This window comes from Methylobacterium sp. 092160098-2 (assembly GCF_028920805.1).
Lineage (GTDB): Bacteria > Pseudomonadota > Alphaproteobacteria > Rhizobiales > Beijerinckiaceae > Methylobacterium > Methylobacterium fujisawaense.
This window is the reverse complement of the sequence record NZ_JAQPZJ010000001.1, coordinates 3,314,449-3,338,623: the sequence shown is the minus strand read 5'-3', so window position 1 is coordinate 3,338,623 and position 24,175 is coordinate 3,314,449. Positions and strand designations below refer to the sequence as shown.

Sequence of the window (24,175 nt, the reverse complement as noted above, 5' to 3'; positions counted from 1 at the left end):
GAGCCGGGCAGGATGAGGAGGCTGGGCGGTGACGGACGATGCGACGCGGGCACAGGAGCCCGAGACCGACGACGAAGCCACCGACGAGGGGCTGGCGCAGCCCAAGCTCAAGCGCAAGGCGTACGAGCGGGAACTCCGCGCGCTGCAGGTGCAGCTCTGCCATCTGCAGGACTGGGTCCGGAGATCCGGCGCGCGCATCGTCGTGGTCTTCGAGGGACGTGACGCTGCCGGCAAGGGCGGCACGATCAAGGCGCTCACCGAGCGGGTGAGCCCGCGGGTGTTTCGCGTGGCCGCGCTGCCGGCCCCCTCCGACCGGCAGAAGACCCAGATGTTCATTCAGCGCTACATCGAGCACTTCCCGGCGGCCGGCGAGATCGTGATCTTCGACCGGAGCTGGTACAACCGCGCGGGCGTCGAGCGCGTCATGGGGTTCTGCAGCGACGCTGAATATCGCCGCTTCCTCGATCTGTGCCCGCGGATCGAGCGCTTCATCGTGGGCGGCGGAACGCAGCTGATCAAGTTCTGGCTCGAAGTCGGCCGGAAGGAACAGAAGCGCCGCTTCCTGGCCCGGATCGATGACCCTCTCCGGCAGTGGAAGCTCAGTCCCATGGACCTCGAGTCCTACAGTCGCTGGTACGACTACTCGATCGCCCGGGACGAGATGTTGGCGGCGACCGATATCGATGAGGCGCCCTGGCATATCGTCCGCTCAGATGAGAAGCGGCGCGCCCGTCTCAACTGCATCGCCCATCTGCTGAGCCTGATCCCCTACAAGGAAGTGAAGCGCGAGGCCGTGGTCTTGCCGAAGCGCCTCAAGGACAAGGCCTACGACGACACTCTCACCAAGGGGCATTTCGTTCCGGAACTGCACTGAGGGGAGGCCGCGCGCCCGGACATCGACCCTTCAAAGCCCGAGCCCGGCCTTGAACTCTTCGAGCCGGGCGATCGAGACATCGAAACGGGCCCGCGTCGCCTCGTCACGCGTCGCATCCCGCTGCGTCTGGAGCTGTAGGATCTCCGCGTCGATCTAATCGCCGTTCAGCTCCTCGACGGAGAGAACCCGCGCGGCCAGGATGGTCACCCGCTTCGCCGTGACCTCAGCCAGCGCTCAGCAACGCGAAGAGATCCGGGAGCGCAGGTCGTTCACCCGCTGAGGTGGCGGTCTGTGTCCGCTGCTCGGTCATGATCGCCATCCCGGGGTGTCCTGAATCACACGCGGAGTTTTTCCCAGGTCAGGAGGAAACCAACATCGCCCGGCATGCCGTCGGGCCAGTCGACGATCATCGCCGACAAGCCATAGCCGAGGGGGCGCAGTCGCTCGCGCCAGAACTCGTATGCCTGCCGGGGCCGCCCGGTCAGGGTGTCGGGCCAGTCCGCCTCGGCATTGTTGATGGCTCGCCCGCTGTCGGTGCACATCGCGTTCGGAAAACGCATGACCAGCAACTCGTTCTTGCCCTGCTCGGCCGCGACCCGGAGCTTGTGCAGGAGAGGCCGCGTGATCTCCTGCACCTTCTCGGGCGTGAGCTCGATGGTCTTGGACAGAGTCTTGATCAGCTCGGCCCGCGCCTGACTCGCTTGGTCCTCGGCCTTCAGCGCCTTCATGGCTTTGGCGGCCTTCAACTTGGCCGTGTAGGCACCGAGTTCGGCGGCCGACATGAAGGTCTCGTCGGCGAGTTCGAGATCGGCCGGCGACCTGGTTCTCACGGCGTCCATGGCAAGCTCCCGTTGTTCAAAGCGCCGGCTGCGGCCGGCTGCTCCTGGGCCGAGACAACACGGCGCGCGTGCCGCGCGCGATCATCAGTTCCTCGTCCGTCGGAATGACCCAGGCGGTCGGCCCGGGACCTCGGGTCACGCGGGGGCCGCCGGAAGCGTTGGCCGCGTCGTCGAGTTCGAATCCCGCCCAGGCGGCACCCCGCAGGACCTCCGCACGGGTGGCGGCGTCGTTCTCGCCGATGCCGGCCGTGAAGATGAGAGCGTCGATGCCGCCCATTGCGGCGACGAGGGAGCCGAGTTCACGACCGATCCGATAGACGAACAGGTCGATGGCTCGGCGGGCATCGGGCTCGCGCGCCGCGACGCGGCGCAGCGTGCGCATGTCGTTCGAGATCCCGGACACGCCCAGCAGGCCCGACTGCGTGTAGAGCATGCGCTCCGCCTCGTCCGGGCCGAGCTTCATCTCGCGGAGCATGTAGAACACGATGCCGGCATCGAGGCTGCCGCAGCGCGTCCCCATGGGCAGCCCGTCGAGGGCGGAGAAGCCCATCGTGGTGGCGACGCTGGCGCCGCGGTTCAGCGCACACAGGCTGGCGCCGTTGCCGAGATGGGCCACGACCACGCGTCCGGCCGCCAGGGCGGGATCATACTCCGGGAGCACCGAAGCGATGTAGGCGTAGGACAGGCCGTGGAAGCCGTAGCGGCGCACGCCACCCTCCATCATCGCGTGCGGCAGGGCGAAAAGCCGGGCGATCTCCGGTTGACCGGCATGGAAGGCCGTGTCGAAGCAGGCGACCTGGGGCAGATCGGGGAAGCGCCGCCGGAAGATGCGGATCGGCTCGAGATTGTGCGGCTGGTGGAGGGGAGCCAGCGGCACGAGGCGCTCCAGGGCCTCCAGGACCTCCGCAGTCACGCGCACGGGCTCGCAATAGGTCATCCCGCCATGGACGATCCGGTGCCCGACGGCGACCAGCTCGAAGCCGCCACTGTGCGCGCGCATCCAGGCGGCCACGTGCAGGAGCGCGTCCTCGTGGCCGAACGCCCCGTCGCTGCCGAAGTCCTCGTCGGCCACCGTCGTGCCGGTCCGATCACGGATCCGCAGATGGGGCGCTTCACGGAGCCCCTCGAACAGGCCCCGGAAGATACGCTGCGGCTCTTCGCCATCGCCGAGGATGAAGACTTGGAACTTGAGGCTCGACGAGCCCGCATTCAGGACGAGCAGGACCGGGGTCATCGGCTAGACCTCGGGCATCAGACGCGCCGCCCGCTGCCCGGCGACGAACAGGGAGGCCACGGCGCAGGGATGGGCGACCGCCACCCGAAGCTCCGGCAGCGCCTGCGCGGCCGCGATCAGCCGATCGTCCTTCTCGTGGCGGCGCGTGTCAGACGATGGCCGTGCGGGAGCCAAAGTCGGCATCGTGAATTCTCCTGGCGGGAGAGACAGTACGCCGCTTCGCCAGCGCCCCCTTGAGCGAGATCAAGGATCAGGCGCCCTCGCTCTCCGAAGCGCACCGCAGTGTATGGCGTCACCGGTCGCCCGCTTGATCGGCCGAGACAGCATGTGGCCCCTGTCGGCGCGCGACGCTCCGTTCAGGGGCCGTCTCAGGACCGGCCGAAGGAGCCTTGCCGGCTTGCGCCGGATCGGCGGCGGTGGCGCGGCGCGGCGCGGCGCGGCGCGGCGCGGCGCGCGAAGGCTGCGGAGAGCGCGTTCGCGGTCAAGCCGTGCGCGAGGATGCTGAGGATGATGGTGGCCGCGACCGTCGTCGTCAGGGCCTGACGTCCCGGAAGATCGGCCGCGAGCACGATGACGGCGAAGACCACGCTGGCGAGCCCTCTCGGACCGAACCAGCCGATGAACAGCTTGCCGTCCGTCTTCAGGCCCGTGCCCGTCAGAGCCAGCCAGACCGGAAGCATGCGGATCACGGTGAGGCTCAAGACGGCGTAGACGATGACCGCCCAGGTCAGCCGCTGCGGGACCTGCGCGATCACGACGGCCCCGAAGAGCACCCAGGTCGACAGGGCCAGGACGTCGCCGGCCCCCTCGGCCGCGCAGAGCAGCTCGTGCTTGACCACGCGGTGCCGCGCCATGCCACCGGCGACGAGGCCGCCGACGAAGGATGCAATGAAGCCGCTGCCGCCCAGAGCCTGCGCTGCCGCGAACGCCGTAAGCGCGAGCGCCACCGCGGGGAGTTGCCGCCAAGCCGAGTCGATCCAGCCGCGATTGCCGGCATAGCGCAGGGCCCCGACGCCCAGAACGGCCAACCCGCCGCCTACGACGAGGCCGACACCGATCTCCGTGCCGAAATGGTGGACCGCAAGATCCAACGGGGGCCGCCCCGGATCGGATCCCGCGGCGAGCGTCAGGAAGATCAGAAGGACCGGGACGCAGATGCCGTCATTCAGGCCGCTCTCCACATTCAGCCCTTCGCGCACTGGGCCCGGGAGGTCCGGATTCGTGATTACTGCCTTTCCGAAGGCCGCATCCGTCGGCGCCAGGATCGTCGCGAGAAGGGCGCATTCGAGGAAGCCCAATTCCGGGAATAGAATGGTACCGACCAGGAAGCCGAACAGGATTGTAAGCGGCAATCCGATGAGCAGGAGACGTCCGGGGATCGCGTATGAGCGTCGCAGCACGCCGAGGTCGGCTTTGGCGGCATCCGTGAACAGTACGAGGGCCAGCGTGAACTCGGCCAACCGTTGAAGAAGATGGGCCTCGGCGTTCACCGTGATGATGCGCAACCCGGCCGGCCCTGCAGCGAAGCCGAAGGCGGCGAAGATCACGGCGCCGGCCAGTGGACTGCGCTCCAGCGGGACCGCCACGAGGCTGTAGGCGAAGACGAATGCGAACAGGACCGCGATGGTCTGGTACATCAACAAAACCGATGGAGCCGCCGTTGTCTTGCGGCGGTGACCGTTGTCGGATTACGGTTTTGACATTCCGGAAAGCGTATTTATCGGGGATATGATTTGATTTAGGTCAAGGCGCGAGAAAAATTGTTTCGCAATTTGGAAATGACAGCGCAGGAGCTGGACTTAAAAAATTTCGCGTGAAACACGATAATAAGTTTCTTTCATCAGCCTCATAAGCCAGTCGCGATCGATATTCCGGCTCCGCTTGAATCGTTTCATTTGGCAATGTGCCGCTTCGAGCGCGGTGCGGAAAAATTCGGATCGACCGCGTTTTCGACGGCGGGAGGACGGACACTCTGAGGTCAGCCCCCGCCGAGATGGCGGGAGGGCAGCCCGGATCGATCCGGATGCCTCACCGGGCCTGCGTCGGAACGCTGTCTGCCCGTAGCCAGGAAGGCGCGTCAGATGTCGCGACATCATACCGGCCGGATATGCCTGCTGGCTCTGATCGCGCTTGCGCGCACGGCAACCGCCCAGGAGCTTCGCTCGCCGCTTATGGACCGCGGAAATTCCGTGATCCAGGAAAACGCCGCGTCTCTGATGCCCACGCTGCGCGGGCGGCATCTCTATGCCGATCAGGGTGTGCGCGTCGGGCGCGTCCGCGAAGTCAGGGTCGGGCAGGACGGGACCACGCTCCTGGCGATCGTCGCCCGCCGGCGCTTGTTGGGAGGCGGAGAGATCGGCATTCCTGTGTCCACTCTCAGCCAAGTCGGCCCTGTGCTGACCATGCGGGGTACGCGCGACACCATTCGGGCCATTCCACCGTTGTGAGACGGGGATGGATCAGTTCTCGATGCCCATCGGCGCGGCCCGCTCGACCGAGCGCGTGCAGTCGATTTTCGGTCCGGCGAAAGCAGGGCGCGACTTCGGACGACAGGGAAGCGTAGCCCGTATGGGAGGCCCATGAGCCGAAGCACGCGGATCCGGCGGATCCTCTCGGCGGCCCGGGAGGCGAAAGTTCGATCGTTGCGCTGGATCAAAGACTGGGACGCCGGTGTTCCGCCAAAAGGGCAATCCTGAGGGAGGGCCCTGCCGATGCGAGAGCAACTGCGCGACGCCTACAACGTGTTTTGCCGCAAGCATAAGCCAGGCCTGTGCTGCGCCGTGCGCGAGGACCGTCCGGTGCCGAGTTTCCTCGACGCGGAGAGTTGGGCATTCGGCTACACGGTCCGCAGCAAGACGGATGGGCCGGTCAGTTTCCAGTCCAAGGCGGCTCAGGAGGCGAATAGCCGCCTCGGCTTCTATCTTTTCCACGACGTCTGCGCCTGAGCCCTGGGGAGGATGGGCACCGCCCCGGGGCGATGATCTGTGCCGACCAGGACTTTGCGGCACATCATACGTCGTCAGATGCCGGGCGCGCATAGGACCGGCGCAATGAGAGCCGGCCATCACGCCCAAGCGGCTGAGCCCGATCGCCGAGCACGGACACAACGCCGTTCGGCATAATCCGCGATGACGCGCCGCTATAGAGCGGCGACCGAAGCGGCCCCGTCGACCCTGTATCGAAAGAGTGCCCCTCGGGGTTGCGCTTGAGCGTCGCACAAGCCTTGGCGGCAACGGCGCCGATCATGTCCCGTCTGCAGAGCCTTCAGAGCCCTGGCACGAGCCGGCTTTCCCACGCCCGCCTTCGCATCGAAGTCGGTCAAACCGTGATCGCCCGCACGCCCGCAACCAGCGCGCGACGGGTCGCGATCAGGCGGGGCGGTCATGCGCAGGGATGCCGTTTGCTTGAGACGCAGCCTCTTCAATGCAGGTCGATTGAAAGCGCACCGACGAATGCCGATAACCCACGAACAGATCCCGACGGGAGTGGGACTTTTCCGCTAAAAATCTCGAGACATCACACCGTTTGTAAGATGTCCTGTCCGATGCGACGCGCCGGCAGATCGCAGAGACGAGCATCGAGACCCAGACCATTCTGCGCCCGCGGCTTGAGACCGGCCTGTCCGCGGCATCTGCCCAAGCCCTGGCCGACCTGACGCGTGTCCAAACCGCAGCCTCTGCCAGCGGCCTGCTTTCTGCGCCACTGCGATCACGATCTACGGGCCCGTCCCGTCACCAACCACAACGGTCAAGATCGGACCCGTCGAGACCTCCGTGAACGGCCGTTCGAGGCTGGCGAGGAGATCCGCGATGACATCGTCGAGTTCGGAGGCTGCGGTACCGTAGAGCTGAAAGGCGCACCGGTGCGCCGCACGCGCGGTGGGATCAGAGAGGTGGGCCATGGCGGCTGCCTCGGACCGGCCTTTCTGTCGAAGCGTCGCGGCAAGTTGGCGATACAGGGCCAAGACGTCGGCACCGACGCGGGCGGCTTTGGACTGCACGACGGCCTGATCGATATCGGCTGAAGGTGATGCAATTTTGCCTGTCACGGGCCCCTCCGATTATTGTATATGCAACCGATCCAAATATTCTCGCGCTGATCGGCACCGAATTTTATTCGTCGAGACTGCATCGATTGCATATCCCGAACCCGTCTGCACGCGTGCCATCGACGGTTCGGACGAACCGGCCGAGAGCCGTTCGAAGCCGGGCCGCTCTGTCCCGCGTCAGGAGAATTTTCTGCTCGACGACCGACGTGCAGGCCGTCGGCGCGAAGCGCCGCGATTCCTGCAACCGGGCCTGCGGGATGAGGCGCACATGCGCCGCACCCGTGCACCCCGCGCGCACCCGCCACGGACAGACGCGCCGGTCGCCGCGCGCGTCCCCGCCCCGGCCTCACCCTGGGCTGCGCTGGATCGACACGTCGCCTTGCGCTGCCGCGGCGGAATGGCTGGGTGCGGGCAGATACTCCGGAGGGGGCCTGTGTCGGCTCGGCGCCATAATCAAGGTTTCTCCTCGCGGCGGAAGAAGACGGGTCTCGTGCGAGAAGCTGGCCTGAGCGCCCTGCGACGCAGATCGCTTGAACAGCCGCGCCGGGTCGCAACTCGCAATCGCGGCATCCTTGATCATGATACCACAGCTGAGCATTGATCTCTCTCAATATACTGCGCCGCCGCCCACCCGTCGGATTCAGACGAGCCGGCAGCCTGAGCCCCGCGACATCGACCGACCGACAGGCCGACCGACCGCTCGGAATGCATCCGATGTCTCCGATGACCGCGCCGGCCGACCGCGCCGAATGGATCTGCGACAGCCGGAGCTGAGCCCGGAGCGCGAGACGCGCGAGATTGGACGGCGCTCATCACGGCCTTGCCCGCAGCCGGGTTCGCCGACACGCACCGGCGGGACGCGCCGGCAGATCCGACTGAACCCGGCAGCATTCTATTGACGAGATTCATGGATTGGGTAGAAATCCCGAACCCATGTCGGATATCAGATCGATTGCGCCCAATCTTTATTGCCTCTCATCATGGTTATATCTGGTCCAATCTCGGTCTCCACGTTGACTGATCATCCGCGTGGCCAGCCTATTGGCTGGGCGCACGGCCATCGTGCCGACGACACTTCAGGAGCGAGCCATCGCCGAGGAAACGTCCCTGCCAGAGCGCTCGCGTATGCGCATCCTCGCGAGCCTCATCGCGGCCACCGTGTTGCTGCCCCTCGCAATCCTGCTGCTCGGACTCTGGCAGGGCCAGCGCGGAACCGACGATTGGAGGGAATTCGCGACCGAGCATGACCGGCTCGCCGCGGCTGTGGCGGATCTGGAGGCCCGCGCTCCCCGGGACGGGCGCCCCGATTTCCGCCTGCAGTTCCGCCACGACGGCCACCTCTATGGCGGCCCCTACGCCGTGGTGAAGGCGCGCGAGGCCCGCGACGAAGCCGGCACCCTCGCTGCGGTGATGGATTGGCGCCGCACGCTGCCGCCGGTGGCGGTCCTCGGTGGCGGCATCGCGGCAACGCTCTCCCTGCTCGTCCTGGTCGTCGGCGGTGTGCTCGGGCGGGTCGGACGCACCTCCCGCCAGACGCTGGTTCATGGCTTTTCGCTGGTGCGGCGGCTGCTCCCCGTCGTGCTCGCCGCTCAGATCGTCGCGGCGACCGCAGGCTTCGTCGCCATCGTTCTCTTCGAGGCAGGCTTGCTCATCCAGGGCGGCTTCACCGGCGGGGGCGCAAAGCTCCTGGGCCTCGCGGCCGCTGCGGCCGGCGGCACGATCATCGCCGCGGGGGGCGCACTGATCGGCCTGCGCCAAGCGCTTGTTGCCTTCGAGCCCGAGCCTCTGCCGATCCTCGGGCGCCAGATCGCGCCGGCCGAAGCTCCGGGTCTCTGGCGCCTCGTCGAAGCGATTGCCGATCGGATGAGCGCGCTCAAGCCCGAGGCCCTGGTCGTCGGCCTCACCGAGGGCTTCTTCGTCAGCGCGGGTCCGGCCGTACTCGAACCGGGCGGCACGCGTCTCGAGGGCCGGATCCTCTACGTACCGCTTCCCTATCTCGCCCTAATGCGCGTGGACGAGACGGCGGCGATCATCGGGCACGAACTCGCTCACTATGCCGGCGGCGACACCGCCTACAGTCAGCGCTTCCTGCCGATCTACACGGGCGTCGGGCGTTCCCTCGATGCGCTCCTGGAGCGCGAGCGCGGCGGTCTCGGCCTGCTCGGACCGTCGGTGCGGCTCGGCCTGTTCGTGATGGAGCGCTTTCACCTTGCCGTGCGCCATTGGAGCCGGAAGCGCGAATTCGCCGCCGATGCAGCCGGCGCGGCTGCGACCTCGTCCGCCGCCTCGGCCCGGGCGCTCCTCCGCTCCGGCGCCGTGCGTCCGGGCATCGTGGCCGTTCTGGAGACCGCTGCCGCCGCGCCGGCCGCGGCTTCCTCCGATCTCGTGGCGGCGGCTCTCGACCGGGCGATGGCGCGCGGCCTCGACGATCCGGCGGCGCGTCTCGAAGACGGACAGGCCCACCCGACCGACACCCATCCGCCGACCCGCGAGCGCATCGCGGCCCTCGGCCTGGCGGTCGATGCGGACCTGCTGACGGCCGCTGGAGCCCCGCCTCCGGCTCGCGCCCGCGAACAGCTCGCAGCCTATTTCACCGATCCGTCCGGCCTGTGCCGGGCCGCAACGCAGGACTTCCTTGGCGCAGTCCAGGCGCGCGAGGCAGCCGCGCGCGCCCATCTGGAGGCCACCGCCGCGGAAGTCGGTCCCGAGGATCGGGTGCTGCGCGCCAGCCACCGTGCCCGCGGCCTCGCGTTCGCGGTGAGTGGCGGCTTCTTCGCCGCCGCCGCGCTGCCGCTCGCGCTGGTCCGCATCCCCGGCCTGTCGCCTTACGAGGCCCGCACGATTCTGGTCGTGATGCTGGCCCTTGCTGCTGTTTTCTGCGTTGCCGGCGCCTTCGTGCTGGCGCGGGGGGAGCCGATCACATTGATCCTGAGTCCGACCGGGCTGACGGCGCCGGGCCTCGACCGCGTGATACCCTGGGCGGCCATCGCGGATCTCGACATGACGCTGAGCCGCGGCGGGATCGCAATACGGCTGTTGCTGCTGCCCGGCGCCGACTGGCCGGAGCGGGCACCGGGCCGGCACGCGATGAAGCTCGACCCCAAGCGCCGCATCGTGACCCTCACGGTCGGGCTGCCGCGCAAGATGAAGCCGCAGGATTTCGCCGATCTGATCGCCCGCTATCAAGCGGCCCATCAGGCTCGCCGCCTTCTGGCCGAACGTGCGCCGATCGCGACCCCCGCCGTCCCTCTCGAAACCCATCCTGCTTGAGGATCGCCATGACTCCCCCTGCGAAGACAGAGGCCGAGGAAACCCTGCGGCTGCCATCGGAGCGCACCAGCTGGACCGTGATCTTCGGAGTGCTGTTCGGCTTCGTCCTGTTCAGCGGCATCCTGGCAGCCAGCGCGCTCTACACGGCCCCTGTCTTGATCTCGGACTGGCAGGTCCGCGAGACGGCGCAGCCTGTCCCGCGCGCACGGGTGGCAGATGGCAAGTGCAACGCCAAGCTCGTCATCCACATCTGCAATGCGACACTGACGCTATCCACGCCTCGGGGCAGCACGACACGGCGGGTGAACTACGTCTTCTCCGGCCCGCAGGCCGCCAATTTCGACCTCGTGGTGATGGCCGACCCGGCGCGGCCCGACATCGTCACCACAAATCTCGGTCTCGACCGGTTATGGAATCGGACCATCACCCTTCTCGTGATCGATGGAGCCATCTTGACCTGTATCGTCGGAGCGTTGGGGTCGATCATCCGCAACGGGCGCGCGGCCTTCCGGGTCGCCATGTGACCGGCAAACCGCTCGGCCGAACCACACCGGGCGATCAGGGGGGCTGCCGCTGCGCAAGCCGTCGACGGGACAGGATGCTTGTCTTCGCCGCGGCGGATGGCGGCCTCCGGCTGCGAACGTCGAGCGGACGCTTCCGCCGCGCATCACGGCGGACAGGTGGAGCGACAGACCCGGACAGACCCTCATTGAAACGTATGGTCATCCAGTATTAACGCACATAAAACGAATTTGTTTAAATATTTTTGACGGACGGGCAGCCTGCGCAGCCAGTCTTAAAATCGCAAAGACAGCGTACAATTGTCCCTCGGCCTGATCCGGGCTCGGGAACGGCTCATGTCACGCGAAGGGTGAAATCTCGTTCGTGAAGGTCATATTGACGGGCATCTTTTCCGTCAGGACCCTGCGCCGCGCAGCAAGCAGGGGTTTGAATAGGGCATTGCTCTTCAAGAATGCGCCGAGCTTCGAGCCGGACACGAAAATCGTGGACTCGAACGGCTTCAAGGCGACAACATTCGGTGAAACCACGCGACCGCGTGTGAGTGCGCCGTTCTCGAAGAAATAGTTCCAGTTGTCTGACGTGACCACGACGGGTCGATTGACGCGCAGGATTCCCTCGGCGGCCTCCCGCGTGATCACATAGGCTGCCGTGGAGCCGAGACCGCTCATCTGCATGGGCAAGCACAAGCGGTGATTGCCGATCGGCACGGCATCGACGGTACTGAAAACCCCGATGTTCTTCGGCCAGTTGAACATCAAGACGACATCGCCCGGTCGAAGGGCGGCCTCGATGCCAGCCACGATCCCGTGGATCTGCGGCGGCAGGACGACGTCATCCTCGACGATGAGCGCATACGGCAGATCGCGGGCGATCAGGCGTTCGTAGGCGGCCATGTGGGACATCGCACAGCCGATCTGCCCAGGCGACAGATGAGGCGGGGGCGGAACGCGCGGATCCGGGACCGCTCCCTCGTACCCGGCAACCTCGAAATCCGGCCCCCAGGCTGCGGCGAGATGACGGGAGATGTACGCGTGCCGTTCCGGAAAACGACGCAAGGAAATTCCAAAACAATACATCGTGTTCACCTCTGTGTGGTGCCGGCTCACGAGACGGGGGGCCGACGGAGTTCGTGCCCGCGTCCAGGCCCCGCCGCCACAGTCAGACACGGCTCAAGCCCGAAAGGCCGCACGCCCATGAATCATCCGCCCCGCGACGTTCCCTGACCCCATGACCGGCAAGAGCGCCGCGAACAGGAGTTGGTGCAGACCGTGATTGATGAAGAGCGGGCATTCCAGGCAGATGAGGACGCAGAGCTGGCTCATGAACAGGATCGGCCAAGCCTCCACATATCCGGACGAGCGCGCGAAGTGCGCGATAACCCGGCGCCCCATATCGAGGAATGTCACCGTAAAGACGATGAGACCGACGATGCCGAACGCGACGATGGCGTCGATGAAGTTGTTGTGGAAAAACCAAAGCTTTTGCTTGGTCACGAAATGCAGATATGCGGCCGTTGTGAGCGGGCTGTCCCAGTAAGCTCTGTATCCGACACCGATCAGCGGCTCGCGCCAGAATTGATCGAGTCCGAACTGCCAGAGGATCGTACGGCCCGTCAGCGTCCTGTCCTTGCCGAGGTCGGAGAGCAGGCTCGCCGAGATGTCTGCGCCTCGCGCGGCGAGCACGACAATGCCAATGCCCGCGAGTGCGATGACGAGGCCGAGGCAGAAGCCCGTCACGTGCTTGCCCTGCCGCCACGCGAAGATCGCGGCAAGGGGCGCCAGTCCCACCATCGCCGCCACCAGCGCCGTGGCCGAGTGGGTTGCCACGAGAAGCGCCAGCGCGAGGCCGAACCCCACAGCGGTGAGGAGTCGGTTCCAACCCTGGAGGAACAGGCAGGCTGCGCACAGGATCTGCAAGCTCGCCATGGAGCCCAGAACGTTCTTATGTGAATAGATGCCGGCCCAGTCGCCGTTCATCCCGCGTGTGAGGCTCGGGGCCACGACCGTGAGGATGGCCGACAGGATCTGAGCGAACAGAAGACCCAGGAAGACAATCCGGATAATGCGCGACAGACCCATCGTGGTGCGCAGCGCAATGCCGGCCACGATGGTCGCGAGCAATTGCAATCCGTAATAGGCCGAGAGGCCGGGTGTCAGGGACCACAGAGCCGACACGATCGCCAGGAGCGGCCAAGTCAGCAGCAGCAACCGACTTCCGAACAGGGTCGCGGCAAGGTCGCGGCGCAGGACCAGGAACACCAGGGCGGCGAGATCGGCACAGGCCCAGATCAGCCTTTCGAGACCCGGCAGCTTGATCTGCTCGCCGATCACGGGCGCGAAGACGAACAGGGCGATCCACGGGATGGCGGCGACGCCGAGCTTCGGCATGGCATCGGTCGCGCCTTCGTCGCGCGCCGCGCCGTTCCAGCGAGGACCGACGCCGGACGGGCCGAACGGTGACCACGCCACGCCCGCCGCATGTCCGGTTTCGAGGGTGGCCAAGTCGCGTGGAAACGCCATCGTTCGATCTCGGGTCCCCGGATGAGGCAGTGCCATCTCGGACGCGCGAGACCTCTACGGCCCGACGCAGCCGCGGACTCGGCCCCTCGCGATCCGACGCTAGCCCGACCGATGCGGGCGCTGAACTCGACCAAACGAGGTAGGGGCGGCTCGCGCGGCGGACGCCGTTGATCGACCGAACCGACGCCGGATCACGCTCCGGCGGCGCCGCCCGAGTTACGATGCCGCACCCAGGCCCGGCGGGGCGACCCATGCGCGCCCCCCTGCGACGAAGGTCTGTTTTCACCAGCTCGGGGCACGTCAAACGCGCAGATGTCCCGATCGGACCCGACCGTTTCGAAGATCTTAGACAATCGGCACGGAACTCATGGGACGATTAGGCACTTGGACGTTCGTTGAATCTTGGAGGAGCGTTTGATGAAGGTCTCACGTCTGGCGGGCGCGGTTGCGCTTCTGGCCGTCGCTGCCGGTCCCGCTTTCGCGGCCCCGTGCAGCACTGGAACCACAAAATCGAAGACCCCTGATCAGCAGGCTTCCAACCCGAACAGCTCCGATGTCGACAAGTCGAGCAAGAATCTGGCCGGCGGCCAGCAGCCCGCCTCGCCTGGCACGGTCGGCGCCATGAACAACGCCGGCGCGACGCAGACCGCGGATCGACAGGCCCCGACCGATGCGGGTGCGAAGTCGAAGTCGACGGACCCGGCTGCCGCGAATCTGGCTGGTGGCCAGCAGCCCGCCTCGCCCGGCACAGTGGGCGCCATGAACAAGGCCGCTGCTGACAGGCAGACCGCTCCGGTCTCCGACGACGGCTGCTGATCCGAATCGTACCCTTTCCCGCTCTATGAAAGCCCGCTTCGCAGTGTCGAGGCGGGCTTTTTCGTTCCTGTCCTCCGGCCGCGGCGAACCCTGGTTCCCGATTGAGCGAACCGGTTTGAACCGGCCAAGTTCGGGTGTATCTGGCATCAAAACCGGGTAGATTCGGCAATCGAGGTTAGGGGAGGAGTGCGACGTGGGTGGTCGCCGGGCGATGCTGCTCATCGGAGGGATGGTGCTCGCCGCGGCCGGTCTCGCCGTCACGCCACCGGGCGAAAGGCTGCGGGCGGATGCGGGCCCCATCATCGCGGAGATGCGGGCGCGGGCAACGGCGCTCGTCCCCGATTGGCGCGATGGTCCACCTGCAGCGGCACAGCTTCCGGCGCCGCGCACCGCCGTCGAGGATGGACGGACGGTGGTGCGGCTGACGGCAATCGAGCGCGCGCGGATCGGGCTCGTGGCCGAGTCACGGCCAGCCGTGCTTCACCGGCAGGAGCTGACCGCCTACGGCAGCGTCCTCGACCTTGCCCGGATCACCGAACTCACCAACAGCTATGCGGGCGCCGTCGCGGCGCTCCAGACGGCGCGCGCCCGTGTCGAAGTCTCGGCCAGTGCTGCCCGCCGGGCCCGTAACCTCGGCGCCGGCGTGGTGGCGGTGGCGCAGATCGAAACCGCCGAGGGCACGCTTCTGACCGATCAGGCGTCGATGACGGTGGCGGAGTCGCAATTGCGGACGCTCGCCGCCACGGCGCGCCAGGAATGGGGTTCGGTGCTCGGCAAGGCGATCATCGAGCGGTCTCCGCTGGTGACGCGCCTGATCGAGCGGACCGATTTCCTCATGCAGGTCACCTTACCGACCGGGGAGACGCTTTCCGAAGCGCCGCAGGCCGCCTTCGCCGAGGTGCCGCCCCAGAGCGCGCGGGTTGCCCTCCGGCCGGTCTCGCCCGCGACGCGGACCGATCCGCGGATCCAGGGGCAGAGCTTCTTCTACCTGGTCTCCGGCGACAGCGGCCTCCTGCCCGGCACCAGCACGATGGCGTTCCTGCCGGCGTCCCGCGCGGTCAAGGGCGTCCTCGTGCCGGAGGATGCCGTCGTCCACGGAGAGGGCGGCACCTGGGTGTATCGCGGCACCGGCGACGGCGCCTACGTGCGCCATCCGGTCCGGCCGGATGCCCCGATGTCGGCCGATGCCTTCGTCGTCGAGGACCTGCCGGACGGCAGCGAGATCGTGCTGCGGGGGGCGCAGGCGCTCCTCTCGGAGGAGATGAAGAGCCGCATCCGCGTCGTGGGCGACGACGATGACTGAGCCCTCCCCTGCAGCCGGCCGCGGCGGCGGTTTGCAGGCCGCCCTCGTGGGCTTCGCCGTCCGCCTGCCGCGGGTGGTCCTCGCGCTGGCCTGCGCGGTCCTGGTCTTCGGGCTCTACGTCCTCGCGGGGGCCCGGTACGATGTCTTCCCCGAGTTCGCGCCGCCTACGGTGACGATCCAGACCGAAGCACCGGGCCTCGATTCCGAACAGGTCGAGGTGCTGGTCACGCAGCCCGTCGAGGTGGCGGTCGGCGGCCTGCCCGGCCTGGAGACCCTGCGCTCCACCTCGATCCAGGGCCTGTCGGTGATCACCGCGGCGTTCAGGCCCGGCAGCGACGTCGACCGGATCCGCCAGCGGGTCAACGAGCGTCTGGCGGCGCTGGCCGGCCGCATGCCCGACGGCGTGGCAGCCCCCGCCATGACCCCGCTCACCTCTTCGACGCTCACCGTCCTCCTCATCGGGCTGACCGCCGAGGCCCGCGACGCCATGGACCTGCGCCAGATCGCGGAATGGACCGTGCGCCGGCGGCTCCAGGCGGTGCCCGGCATCGCCCAGGTCTCGCTCTATGGCGGCGGCGTGCGCGCCTTGCAGGTTCAGGTCCGCTCCGACGACCTGATCCGCTTCCAGATCGGCCTCAACGACGTCCTGGCGGCCGCCCGAAAGGGGACCGGCGTGCGCGGGGCGGGCTTCGTCGACACGCCGAACCAGCGTGTCCTGCTCCGGACGGAGGGACAGTCCCTCACGCCGGAGGCGCTCGGACAGATCGTGCTGCACAACGATGGCGGGGCGAGCGTCGTGCTCTCGGATGTGGCCACCGTCACGGCCGCCCCGGAGCCGGCGATCAGCGCGGCCCTCGTGGACGGCAAGCCCGGCGTGCTGCTGATGGTCGGCGCCCAGGTGGGCGTCGACACGCGCGCCGTGACGGCCCGCCTGGAGGCGGCCCTGGACGAGCTGCGCCCGGTTCTGAAGCGCGAGGGCGTGAGCCTGCGGGCGGACCTGTTCCGGCCTGCGAACTTCGTGGATGTCGCCACGGGCAACGTGATCCAGGCGCTGGCGCTGGGCGGCGTGCTGGTGATGATCGTACTCCTCGTCTTCCTGGCGGATTGGCGGGCGGCGGTGATCAGTGCAGCGGCGATCCCGCTGTCGCTGATCACCGCCGCGCTCGTTCTCCAAGCCTGGGGCGAGAGCCTCAACACCATGACGCTGGGCGGGCTGGCCCTCGCCATCGGGGAGGTGGTCGACGACGCGGTGATCGGCGTCGAGAACGTCTCCCGCCGCCTGCGGGAGGCGCGGGGCGGACGGCGCAGCATCCCCCGCGTGGTTCTGGCCGCGATGCTCGAGGTGCGGACGTCGGTCGCCTACGCGACGCTCGCGGTGATCCTGATGTTCCTGCCCATTCTCGCGTTGACCGGCGTCGCCGGCCGGCTGTTCGGTCCGCTGGCGCTGGCCTACATCGCGGCGGTCGTCGCCTCGCTTCTGGTCGCGCTCACGGTCACGCCGGCCCTCGCGATCCTGCTCCTCGGCAGTCGTATGACGCGCCATGCGGGCGCCGCTCCGCCCGACCCGCCGGTGGTGCGCTGGAGCCGGGCTGCCTATCTGCGGCTGCTCGCCGGCATCGGGCGGGTGCCGCGGATCGCCATGGCCGGCGCGCTGCTGGTGACCCTTGCGGGGGCCGCCATCCTGCCGACCCTCGGAGCGGTGTTCCTCCCCGACCTGAAGGAGGGACACATGATCCTGCACATGGTGGCCATTCCCGGCACCTCCCTGCAGGAATCGCAGCGGCTCGGGACCCTGATCACCGGCGATCTGAAGGAGATCCCCGGCGTGCGCGCCGTGGCGGCGCAGATCGGGCGCGCCGAGGCCGCCGAGGATACCGCCGGGCCGCATTACAGCGAGATCCACATCGATCTGGAGCCCGGCCTCGACGGGGCTGCCCAGCGCCGCGTCGAGGCCGGCGTCCGGACGCTGATCGCCGGCTTCCCGGGGGCGGCCTTCTCGCTCAAGACCTTCCTGACCGAGCGCATCGAGGAGACCGTCTCGGGCTTCACCGCACCGGTCGTGGTGAACGTGATCGGCAGCGATCTCGACCGGATCGAAGCGGCGGCCCGCTCGGTCGCGCAGGAACTCTCGGAGGTGAAGGGTGCCCGGGACGTCCAGCAGGCCTCGCCCGCCGGGCTGCCGCAGGTCACGGTGGCGCTGCGCCCGGTGGATCTGCGGCATTGGGGCCTCGATCCCGTGGAGGTGCTGGAGGCGGTGCGCACCGCCTACCAGGGCGACACGGTGGGCCAGACCTATCGCGGCAACGCCGTGTTCAACGTGCTGGTGATCCTCGACGCACGCGTGCGGGATCGCCTCAGCGCGGTGGGGGACCTGCCCCTGCGGGCCCCCGGCGGGCGCTATGTCCGCCTGTCGCAGGTCGCCGACGTCTACGAGAGCGCCGGCCGATACCAAGTGCAGCATCTCGGAGCACAGCGCGTGCAGGCGGTGACCGCCAACGTCGCCGACCGCGATCTGGCGGGATTCGTGGCGGCGGCCAAGCGCAAGATCGCCCGCGAGGTTCGGCTGCCCGAGGGGGTCTACGTGACCTTCTCGGGCGCCGCCGAGGCCCAGGCGGCCGCCCGCCGCGACCTCCTCGTCCATGCCGGGCTCGCCGGCTTCGGGATCGTGGTGCTCCTCGCCATGGTGACCGGTTCGGCGGCGAACCTGCTGCTGGTGCTCGTCAACCTGCCCTTCGCCTTCGTGGGCGGCGTGGCCGCGGCGGCGCTGACCGGCGGGGTCTTGTCGCTCGGCTCGATCGTCGGGTTCGTGACCCTGTCGGGCATCTCGCTGCGTAACAGCGTGATGCTGATCGCCCATTACGAGCAGATGGTCACCCGGGACGGGCGATCCTGGGACGCGGCCACGGCGGCGGAGGGCGCCGCGGACCGGATGGTGCCGATCCTGATGACCTCCCTGGTCACGGGTCTCGGTCTGCTGCCGCTGGCGCTCGGCGCCGGCGAGCCCGGCCGTGAGATCGAGGGCCCGATGGCGCTCGTGATCCTCGGCGGCCTCGTCACCTCGACGGTGCTGAACCTGCTGATCCTGCCGGTGCTGGCGCTCCGCTTCGCCCGATTCCGGCGCGTGGATCCCGCGGATCTGGAGCTGACCGCGATCGGGTCCTGACGGCCGGCCGATCCGGCCTCGCGCCGCAGGTCGCCGCTGGTCCTACCACCAGCTCGCGCGGGTCTCGGGGGCGGCCGGCCGGTTGGCCGAGGCCGGGCGCAGGGAGTGATCGAGGGCGGCCAGCACGCGGCGCACGGCGTCCTCGTAGGTCGCCGCCACCGGTTCGCGCGGCCGGGCGAGCCCGATCGGCACGGTCTCGTCCAGGCGTCCCGGCCGCGGCCGCATCACCACCACCCGGTCGGCCAGGGTGACGGCCTCTCCGACATCGTGCGTGACGATCAGGATCGTCGGCTTCGACTCGGCCCAGAGATCGAGGAGCTGCTCGTGCAATCCCTTCCGGGTGAAGGCGTCGAGGGCGGAGAACGGCTCGTCGAGGAGCAGGACCCGCGGCCGCGCCACGAAGGCCCGGGCGATAGCCACGCGCTGCTGCTGGCCTCCGGACAGTTCCCGGGGCCAGCGGCCACCGTGCTCGGCGAGGCCGACCCGCTCCAGAGCATGGGTCACGCGCGCCCGGCGCTCGGACCGCGGGAGGTCGGCGAGGCCGAAGCCGACATTGCCGGCCACGTCGAGCCAGGGCAGCAGCCGCGGCTCTTGGAACACGACGCCGACGCTCGGATGGGGCGCGCGGATCGTCTCGCCGTCGACCTGCACGGCGCCTTGGCTCGCCTGATCGAGCCCCGCGATCAGCCGGAGCAGCGTCGTCTTTCCGCAGCCCGAGCCGCCGATCAGCGCGACGATCTCGCCCTGCTGGACCGACAGGTCGATGCCCGACAGGGCCCGCGTGCCGTCGGCATAGGTCTTGGAGAGGTCGTCGACGGTCAGCACGGGCGTCTCTCGCGCGGTCGCGGGATGGGGATCGGATTGGAACCGCGGCGCGGGACCGTCCCCGGTTCCGCGCCGCGCGTCAGCCCCAATCCTGCGGTCACAGGCTGTCCCGCACGGTATCCTGCCATCGGGTCAGGGGCCGTGTCAGCGTCAGCAGGGCCATGTCGGCCGCCTTGCCCACGAGGGCAAAGGCGATGATCGCCGCCACGATCTGATCCGGCTTGCTGAACTGCTGGCCGTCCACGAGCAGATAGCCGAGGCCCTCGGAGGCGCCCATCAGTTCCGCCGCCACGACGAACAGGAAGCCGAGACCGAGCCCCGTGCGCAGGCCGACGAGGGTCGCCGGCAGCACGGCCGGCAACAGGATCCGGCGGGCGAGAGCAAGGCGGGACAGGCGGAAGATCCGCCCGACCTCGACCAGCTTGCGGTCCACCGAGGCGATCGCCCCCGAGACGCCGACATAGACGGGGAAGAACACGCCCACGGCGATCAACAGCACCTTCGGCGTCTCCAGGATGCCGAACCACAGGATGAAGAGCGGCACCCAGGCCAGAGACGGGACGGCGCGCAGGGCCTGCAGGCTCGGATCGACGAGCCAGCGCAGCAGCGGGATCGTCGCGACGAGGGCACCCGCGATGATCCCGGCCGCCGCCCCGCACAGGAAGCCGAGGCCGACCCGCACGAGGGTCGCCTCGACGTGAAGCCAGAGATCGCCCGACACCGCGAGCTCCCAGAGGGTCGCGCCGATCCGGCTCGGCGGCGGGAGCAGCCGTCCGGAGGCCGCGCCCGTCGCCACCGCGATCTCCCAACCGATCGCCGCGACGAGCGGCAACAGAAGCCCCAAACCCGCGCGGCCGCCCCGCCGCAGCAGCGGCACGCTGCCGCTCACTGTCCGGCGACGGGATTGAAGCGCGCGTCGAGCAGGCCGTCGACGGCCGCGGCCACGTCGGTGCCCGCCGGGATCACCCCCGCCTGCTGCAGGGCTGTTCCGGCCGCCTTGATCGACTGGGCCTGGGCTGCGCCGATCGCCGGCTGGGACAGGTCGGTCCGCTCGAGCTGACGGGCGATCACCGGCTCGGGCAGCTTCGTGGCCGCAACGAGGGACGCGGCGAGGGCCTGGGGGTTGACGAGCGCGTAGGCGCGGGCCCGCTCGTAGGCGGCGATCACCGTCCGGACGAGGTCGGGATGGGCCGTCGCGAACTCCTCCCGGACGTCCAGCAGGCCCCAGGTGTTCGCGGCGGCATCACGGTAGAACAGCACGTCGCCGTTCTCGATCTCGGCGGCCGCCATCATCGGATCGAGGCCGGCCCAGGCATCGACGTCGCCGCGGTCGAGGGCGGTCCGGCCGTCCGGATGCTGCAGCAGCACGAGCTTGGCGTCGCGCTCGGTGAGGCCGGCGCTCTGGAGCGCGCGGATCAGGAAGATGTGCGGATCGGTGCCCCGGGTGACGGCGACGCGCTTGCCCTTGAGATCGGCGGGCTTGGCGATGCCGCTGTCCTTGCGGGTGACGAGCGCGGTCCATTCCGGGCGCGAATAGGCGTAGATCGCCTTGATCGGATTGCCGTTGATCCGCGCCACGAGGGCTGCGGCGCCGGCCGCCGAGCCGAAATCGATGGCGCCGGCGTTCAGGAATTCGAGCGCCTTGTTGGAGCCGAGCGACTGGACCCAGCGGACCTTGATGCCCCGCGGCGCCAGCGCCTCCTCGAGGAAGCCCTTCTCCTTCAGGAGCAGGCCGACCGGATTGTAGGTCGCCCAGTCCAGGCGGACCTCCTTCGGATCCTCGGCCCGGGCCTCGCGCGACGAGAGGCTGCCCAGGCACGCCAGGGCGAGGCCGGCGGCCAGGAGGGATCGGCGGTTCGGGATCATGAATCGGGCCTGGCGTCTGTAGCGGGTGCGGCGGGAGGCGTTCGGTCTGCGGCGCCGTAGCACAGGTCCCGGTTCGCGGTGCGATCCGAGCCGGTTCCTTCGAGGCGGCCGCGTTCGTGGAGTCAGCAGCGGCGGCAGATCAGCCGGACGGGTCTTTCGGACCGCGGCGAGGTTCGAGCGCGAACCGTCCACCCGATCCGGACGGCGTCCCTGTTCGTCCCGGGGACATGACCGGACCGCCCATGCGTCTTCATCTTCCCTGCGCTGCCCTCACCGTGACAGTGAATACAAGATCCTGTCGGTCGGCCAAGGAGTCAACGAAACGGCTTTCCCTACTTTGCTGGATGAAAGCAAGAATGTTCGTCATTTTGCGACGGCACGAGAATATTTTGCGCTTGAACGGAGCGGCGATGCCACTGCGGTTCTCCGACCCTTCTCGGCATCCATTCAGGCCAGCGACACGCCCTGCGTCCGACGACGGGGGCCGCTCGGCGCCATCGGGGACGTGCGCGGCGCGCAAGCGTGTCGAGCCTCCTGGCGGTCGCGCATCCCGGTTCATCGCGACCGGTCTGCGCCACGCGGAATCCCGGGCGGACGTCCGGCAGCCGGCGTGCCCCAACCTGAACCGACGTCGGATTGGATGCGACCCTCCGGTAACGTCGATGGCAGAGCCGGTGCGTCGTCCCCCCGGGGGGCCCGGCACATGGCGTCGGGATCGGCCTTCGTCATTCATCGCTCGATCACGAGATGTGCCGACCCTTCGTGCGCGAATATTGATTTGCAGAAAGGCCGGTGAATATTATCGGTTTACGGGTTCGGGCGAGTCACGCGGCGATACAGGCGCGATCATGGGGACGAGCATGGGCGCGAACCGGCACGAGCGGGTCCCGGACTTCTCGGGCTATCCGGATCTCGTCGTGATCTATCTCGGCATGAAGGTCCGGACGCTCGCCGGCGTCAGGACTCTCCTCGGCTTCGGACCGCGGATCGCCACGGTCGGCGCGGAACGCCCGGACGGCCTGCTGCACTACGAGAACAACATCATCTTCAGCCTGCGCCCGCTGCATCTGGGCATGCGCTGGTACTGGCGCGACATCGACAGCATGGTCGCCTGGGCGAAATCCGAGCCCCATCGGATCTGGTGGCGGGATTTCCTGCGGGACACGCGCGGCGTCGGCATCTGGCACGAGACCTACCACATGCGCGGCGGCATGGAGGCGATCTACAACACCGTCCCGGGCGCGGTCGGTTTCTCGGCCTTCATGCCGATGCAGGAGGCGCGCGGCTCCCTGGCAACGCGGCACGCGCGGCATGCCACGTCCGATCTGCACGACCTTCCCTCGGGGAATGCGCCGGAAACGTCCGTGTCCCGCTGACGCGCGCCACGGGCCCTGCCCCGGTGCCGGCCGGTACCGTCCCAGCGGAAGCGGGATGAGCCCCGCGCGTACAACGCTGGGTTCGCTTGCACGGGTGGGTCGGCTAGACTCCGGCCTGCTCACGCGGCACGGAGCAGATCAGCCTCGATGACGGTCGGTTCGATGAGACAGGGCACCCTGCGCCTCGGCGCATTCTTCTACGCGACCGGCCACCATGTTGCGGGCTGGCGCCATTCCTCCAGCGAGGCCGACGGCGGTCTGGTCCTCGAGCGCTATGTCGGCTGGGCGCAGCGGGCCGAAGCCGCCAAGTTCGATCTCATCTTCCTCGAGGACGGCACCGGCATCCGCGACCTCGATCTCCGCTCCAGCGAGCGCACCGCGCGCTCCACCCATTTCGAGCCGGTGACGCTCCTGTCGGCACTCGCGGCGGTGACGAGTCGGATCGGTCTCGTCGCCACCACCTCCACCAGCTTCAACGAGCCCTACAACGTCGCGCGCCGGTTCGCGTCCCTCGACCACCTCAGCGGTGGACGGGCCGGCTGGAATCTCGTCACCTCCGCGACCGACGCCGAGGCGGCGAATTTCGGCGGCGACCGGATCGCCCGCCACGCCGACCGCTACGAGCGCGCGGAGGAGTTCGTGGACGTGGTCCTCGGCCTCTGGAACACCTGGGACGATGGCGCGGTGATCATCGACCGCGCCAGCGGGCAATTCTCGAAGCCGGATGGCTTCCGCCCGTTGAACCACCGCGGCAGCCATTTCGAGGTACGCGGCCCGCTCAACATCTCGCGCACCCCGCAGGGACAGCCCGTGCTGGTGCAGGCCGGCTCCTCCGGGCCCGGCAAGGATCTGGCGGCGCGCACCGCCGAGATCGTGTTCACGGCCAATCAGACGCTGGAGGAGGCGGTGGCCTTCTACGGCGACCTGAAGGAGCGGATGGCGCAGTTCGGCCGCGCCCCGGACGATCTGAAGGTGATGCCGGGCCTGTTTCCCGTCGTCGGCCGCAGCGAGGCCGAGGCGCGGGCGAAGTTCGAAGCCCTGCAGGACCTGATCGATCCCGTCGTCGGCCTCGCGCTGCTCGGACGCATGATCGGCGGCCACGACCTGTCGGGCTACGATCCCGACGGGCCCGTCCCGGAATTGCCCGAGACGGACGGCATCAAGTCCCGCCAGCAGCTGATGGTCGATCTCGCCCGTCGCGAAGGTCTGACCCTGCGTCAGCTCTACCTGCGCATCGCGGGCGCCCGCGGCCACTCGCAGATCATCGGCACGGCCGCCCAGATCGCGGACGAGATGGAGGAGCGGTTCCGGGCTGGCGGGGCGGACGGCTTCAACATCATGCCCCCGACGCTGCCCGGCGGCCTCGAGGATTTCATCACGCTGGTCCTGCCGGAGCTTCGCCGGCGCGGCCTGTTCCGCACCGAGTACGAGGGCCGAACCCTGCGGGACCATCTCGGCTCGCGCCCGCCGGCAGGATTCGGGCCTCATCCAGCCAGGACCTAGGGGTGGCGGCCGGTCGC

General features: G+C 68.5%; 20 protein-coding genes. 11 read left to right on the top strand and 9 right to left on the bottom strand.

The annotated features are described in order from the left end of the window. Positions 1 to 28: 28 nt before the first annotated feature. Positions 29 to 874, top strand: a complete 846-nt coding sequence (gene ppk2 / locus PQI07_RS15705) for a polyphosphate kinase 2 (protein WP_043385808.1) — start codon at positions 29 to 31, stop codon at positions 872 to 874. A gap of 335 nt (positions 875 to 1,209) precedes the next feature. Here the strand turns inward: ppk2 and PQI07_RS15700 are convergent, their stop codons facing one another. The 4 genes from PQI07_RS15700 to PQI07_RS15685 form a co-directional block, all read right to left on the bottom strand. After that, on the bottom strand, positions 1,210 to 1,713 hold the full coding sequence (locus PQI07_RS15700) for a hypothetical protein (protein WP_274926925.1): 504 nt from the start codon (positions 1,711 to 1,713) through the stop codon (positions 1,210 to 1,212). Positions 1,714 to 1,729: 16 nt separating this feature from the next. Beyond that, the gene (locus PQI07_RS15695) at positions 1,730 to 2,947 is read right to left on the bottom strand and encodes an acetate/propionate family kinase (RefSeq protein WP_274926924.1); all 1,218 of its coding nucleotides are present in this window, start codon (positions 2,945 to 2,947) and stop codon (positions 1,730 to 1,732) included. 3 nt (positions 2,948 to 2,950) lie between these two features. Continuing rightward, on the bottom strand, positions 2,951 to 3,130 hold the full coding sequence (locus PQI07_RS15690) for a hypothetical protein (protein ID WP_043758682.1): 180 nt from the start codon (positions 3,128 to 3,130) through the stop codon (positions 2,951 to 2,953). Positions 3,131 to 3,315: 185 nt separating this feature from the next. Next, on the bottom strand, positions 3,316 to 4,584 hold the full coding sequence (locus PQI07_RS15685; protein ID WP_274926923.1) for a cation:proton antiporter domain-containing protein: 1,269 nt from the start codon (positions 4,582 to 4,584) through the stop codon (positions 3,316 to 3,318). Between the two features lie 444 nt (positions 4,585 to 5,028). Here PQI07_RS15685 and PQI07_RS15680 point away from each other — a divergent pair, with 444 nt between their 5' ends. From PQI07_RS15680 to PQI07_RS15660, 5 genes are all read left to right on the top strand, one after another. Continuing rightward, complete coding sequence (locus PQI07_RS15680; RefSeq protein ID WP_043758683.1) at positions 5,029 to 5,394, top strand: hypothetical protein; 366 nt, start codon at positions 5,029 to 5,031, stop codon at positions 5,392 to 5,394. A gap of 264 nt (positions 5,395 to 5,658) precedes the next feature. Continuing rightward, complete coding sequence (locus tag PQI07_RS15675; protein ID WP_274926922.1) at positions 5,659 to 5,892, top strand: hypothetical protein; 234 nt, start codon at positions 5,659 to 5,661, stop codon at positions 5,890 to 5,892. Between the two features lie 713 nt (positions 5,893 to 6,605). Beyond that, complete coding sequence (locus PQI07_RS15670; protein WP_274926921.1) at positions 6,606 to 6,971, top strand: hypothetical protein; 366 nt, start codon at positions 6,606 to 6,608, stop codon at positions 6,969 to 6,971. Between the two features lie 1,149 nt (positions 6,972 to 8,120). Further along, positions 8,121 to 10,265 (top strand): M48 family metallopeptidase, encoded by a 2,145-nt coding sequence (locus PQI07_RS15665; RefSeq protein WP_274926920.1) that lies wholly within the window; start codon positions 8,121 to 8,123, stop codon positions 10,263 to 10,265. Between the two features lie 8 nt (positions 10,266 to 10,273). After that, entirely contained in the window at positions 10,274 to 10,789 is a 516-nt protein-coding gene (locus PQI07_RS15660; RefSeq protein WP_274926919.1) for a hypothetical protein, read from the top strand. A gap of 336 nt (positions 10,790 to 11,125) precedes the next feature. On the opposite strand, the gene PQI07_RS15655 is transcribed toward PQI07_RS15660, so the two are convergent. Together PQI07_RS15655 and PQI07_RS15650 are read right to left on the bottom strand one after the other, a co-directional pair. Further along, positions 11,126 to 11,716 (bottom strand): glycosyltransferase family 25 protein, encoded by a 591-nt coding sequence (locus PQI07_RS15655; RefSeq protein WP_257787427.1) that lies wholly within the window; start codon positions 11,714 to 11,716, stop codon positions 11,126 to 11,128. A gap of 240 nt (positions 11,717 to 11,956) precedes the next feature. Then, on the bottom strand, positions 11,957 to 13,117 hold the full coding sequence (locus PQI07_RS15650; RefSeq protein WP_251982320.1) for an O-antigen ligase family protein: 1,161 nt from the start codon (positions 13,115 to 13,117) through the stop codon (positions 11,957 to 11,959). A 606-nt stretch (positions 13,118 to 13,723) separates the two neighbouring features. Here PQI07_RS15650 and PQI07_RS15645 point away from each other — a divergent pair. The 3 genes from PQI07_RS15645 (at position 13,724) to PQI07_RS15635 (ending at position 18,588) form a co-directional block, all read left to right on the top strand. Next, complete coding sequence (locus tag PQI07_RS15645) at positions 13,724 to 14,122, top strand: hypothetical protein (RefSeq protein WP_043351879.1); 399 nt, start codon at positions 13,724 to 13,726, stop codon at positions 14,120 to 14,122. 193 nt (positions 14,123 to 14,315) lie between these two features. Next, a complete protein-coding gene (locus PQI07_RS15640; RefSeq protein WP_274926918.1) occupies positions 14,316 to 15,425 on the top strand; it encodes an efflux RND transporter periplasmic adaptor subunit in 1,110 nt (369 codons plus the stop codon). After that, positions 15,418 to 18,588, top strand: coding sequence for an efflux RND transporter permease subunit (locus tag PQI07_RS15635; RefSeq protein ID WP_274926917.1), 3,171 nt, complete (start codon positions 15,418 to 15,420; stop codon positions 18,586 to 18,588). Before PQI07_RS15640 ends, PQI07_RS15635 begins: the two co-directional genes overlap by 8 nt. 42 nt (positions 18,589 to 18,630) lie before the next feature. On the opposite strand, the gene PQI07_RS15630 is transcribed toward PQI07_RS15635, so the two are convergent. The 3 genes from PQI07_RS15630 to PQI07_RS15620 all read right to left on the bottom strand — a co-directional run bounded on the left by PQI07_RS15630 (position 18,631) and on the right by PQI07_RS15620 (position 21,279). Then, complete coding sequence (locus PQI07_RS15630; protein WP_043758691.1) at positions 18,631 to 19,413, bottom strand: ABC transporter ATP-binding protein; 783 nt, start codon at positions 19,411 to 19,413, stop codon at positions 18,631 to 18,633. 97 nt (positions 19,414 to 19,510) lie between these two features. Next, positions 19,511 to 20,290, bottom strand: a complete 780-nt coding sequence (locus PQI07_RS15625) for an ABC transporter permease (protein WP_236952970.1) — start codon at positions 20,288 to 20,290, stop codon at positions 19,511 to 19,513. A gap of 8 nt (positions 20,291 to 20,298) precedes the next feature. Then, positions 20,299 to 21,279 carry an aliphatic sulfonate ABC transporter substrate-binding protein gene (locus tag PQI07_RS15620; protein ID WP_179696988.1) on the bottom strand — a complete coding sequence of 327 codons (981 nt, stop codon included), beginning with the start codon at positions 21,277 to 21,279 and terminating at the stop codon, positions 20,299 to 20,301. A gap of 848 nt (positions 21,280 to 22,127) precedes the next feature. On the opposite strand from PQI07_RS15620, the gene PQI07_RS15615 reads away from it, so the two are divergent. Beyond that, positions 22,128 to 22,655 (top strand): DUF4188 domain-containing protein, encoded by a 528-nt coding sequence (locus tag PQI07_RS15615; RefSeq protein ID WP_274926916.1) that lies wholly within the window; start codon positions 22,128 to 22,130, stop codon positions 22,653 to 22,655. Between the two features lie 162 nt (positions 22,656 to 22,817). Beyond that, positions 22,818 to 24,158, top strand: a complete 1,341-nt coding sequence (locus PQI07_RS15610) for an LLM class flavin-dependent oxidoreductase (RefSeq protein ID WP_274926915.1) — start codon at positions 22,818 to 22,820, stop codon at positions 24,156 to 24,158. The last annotated feature ends 17 nt before the right edge of the window (positions 24,159 to 24,175 follow it).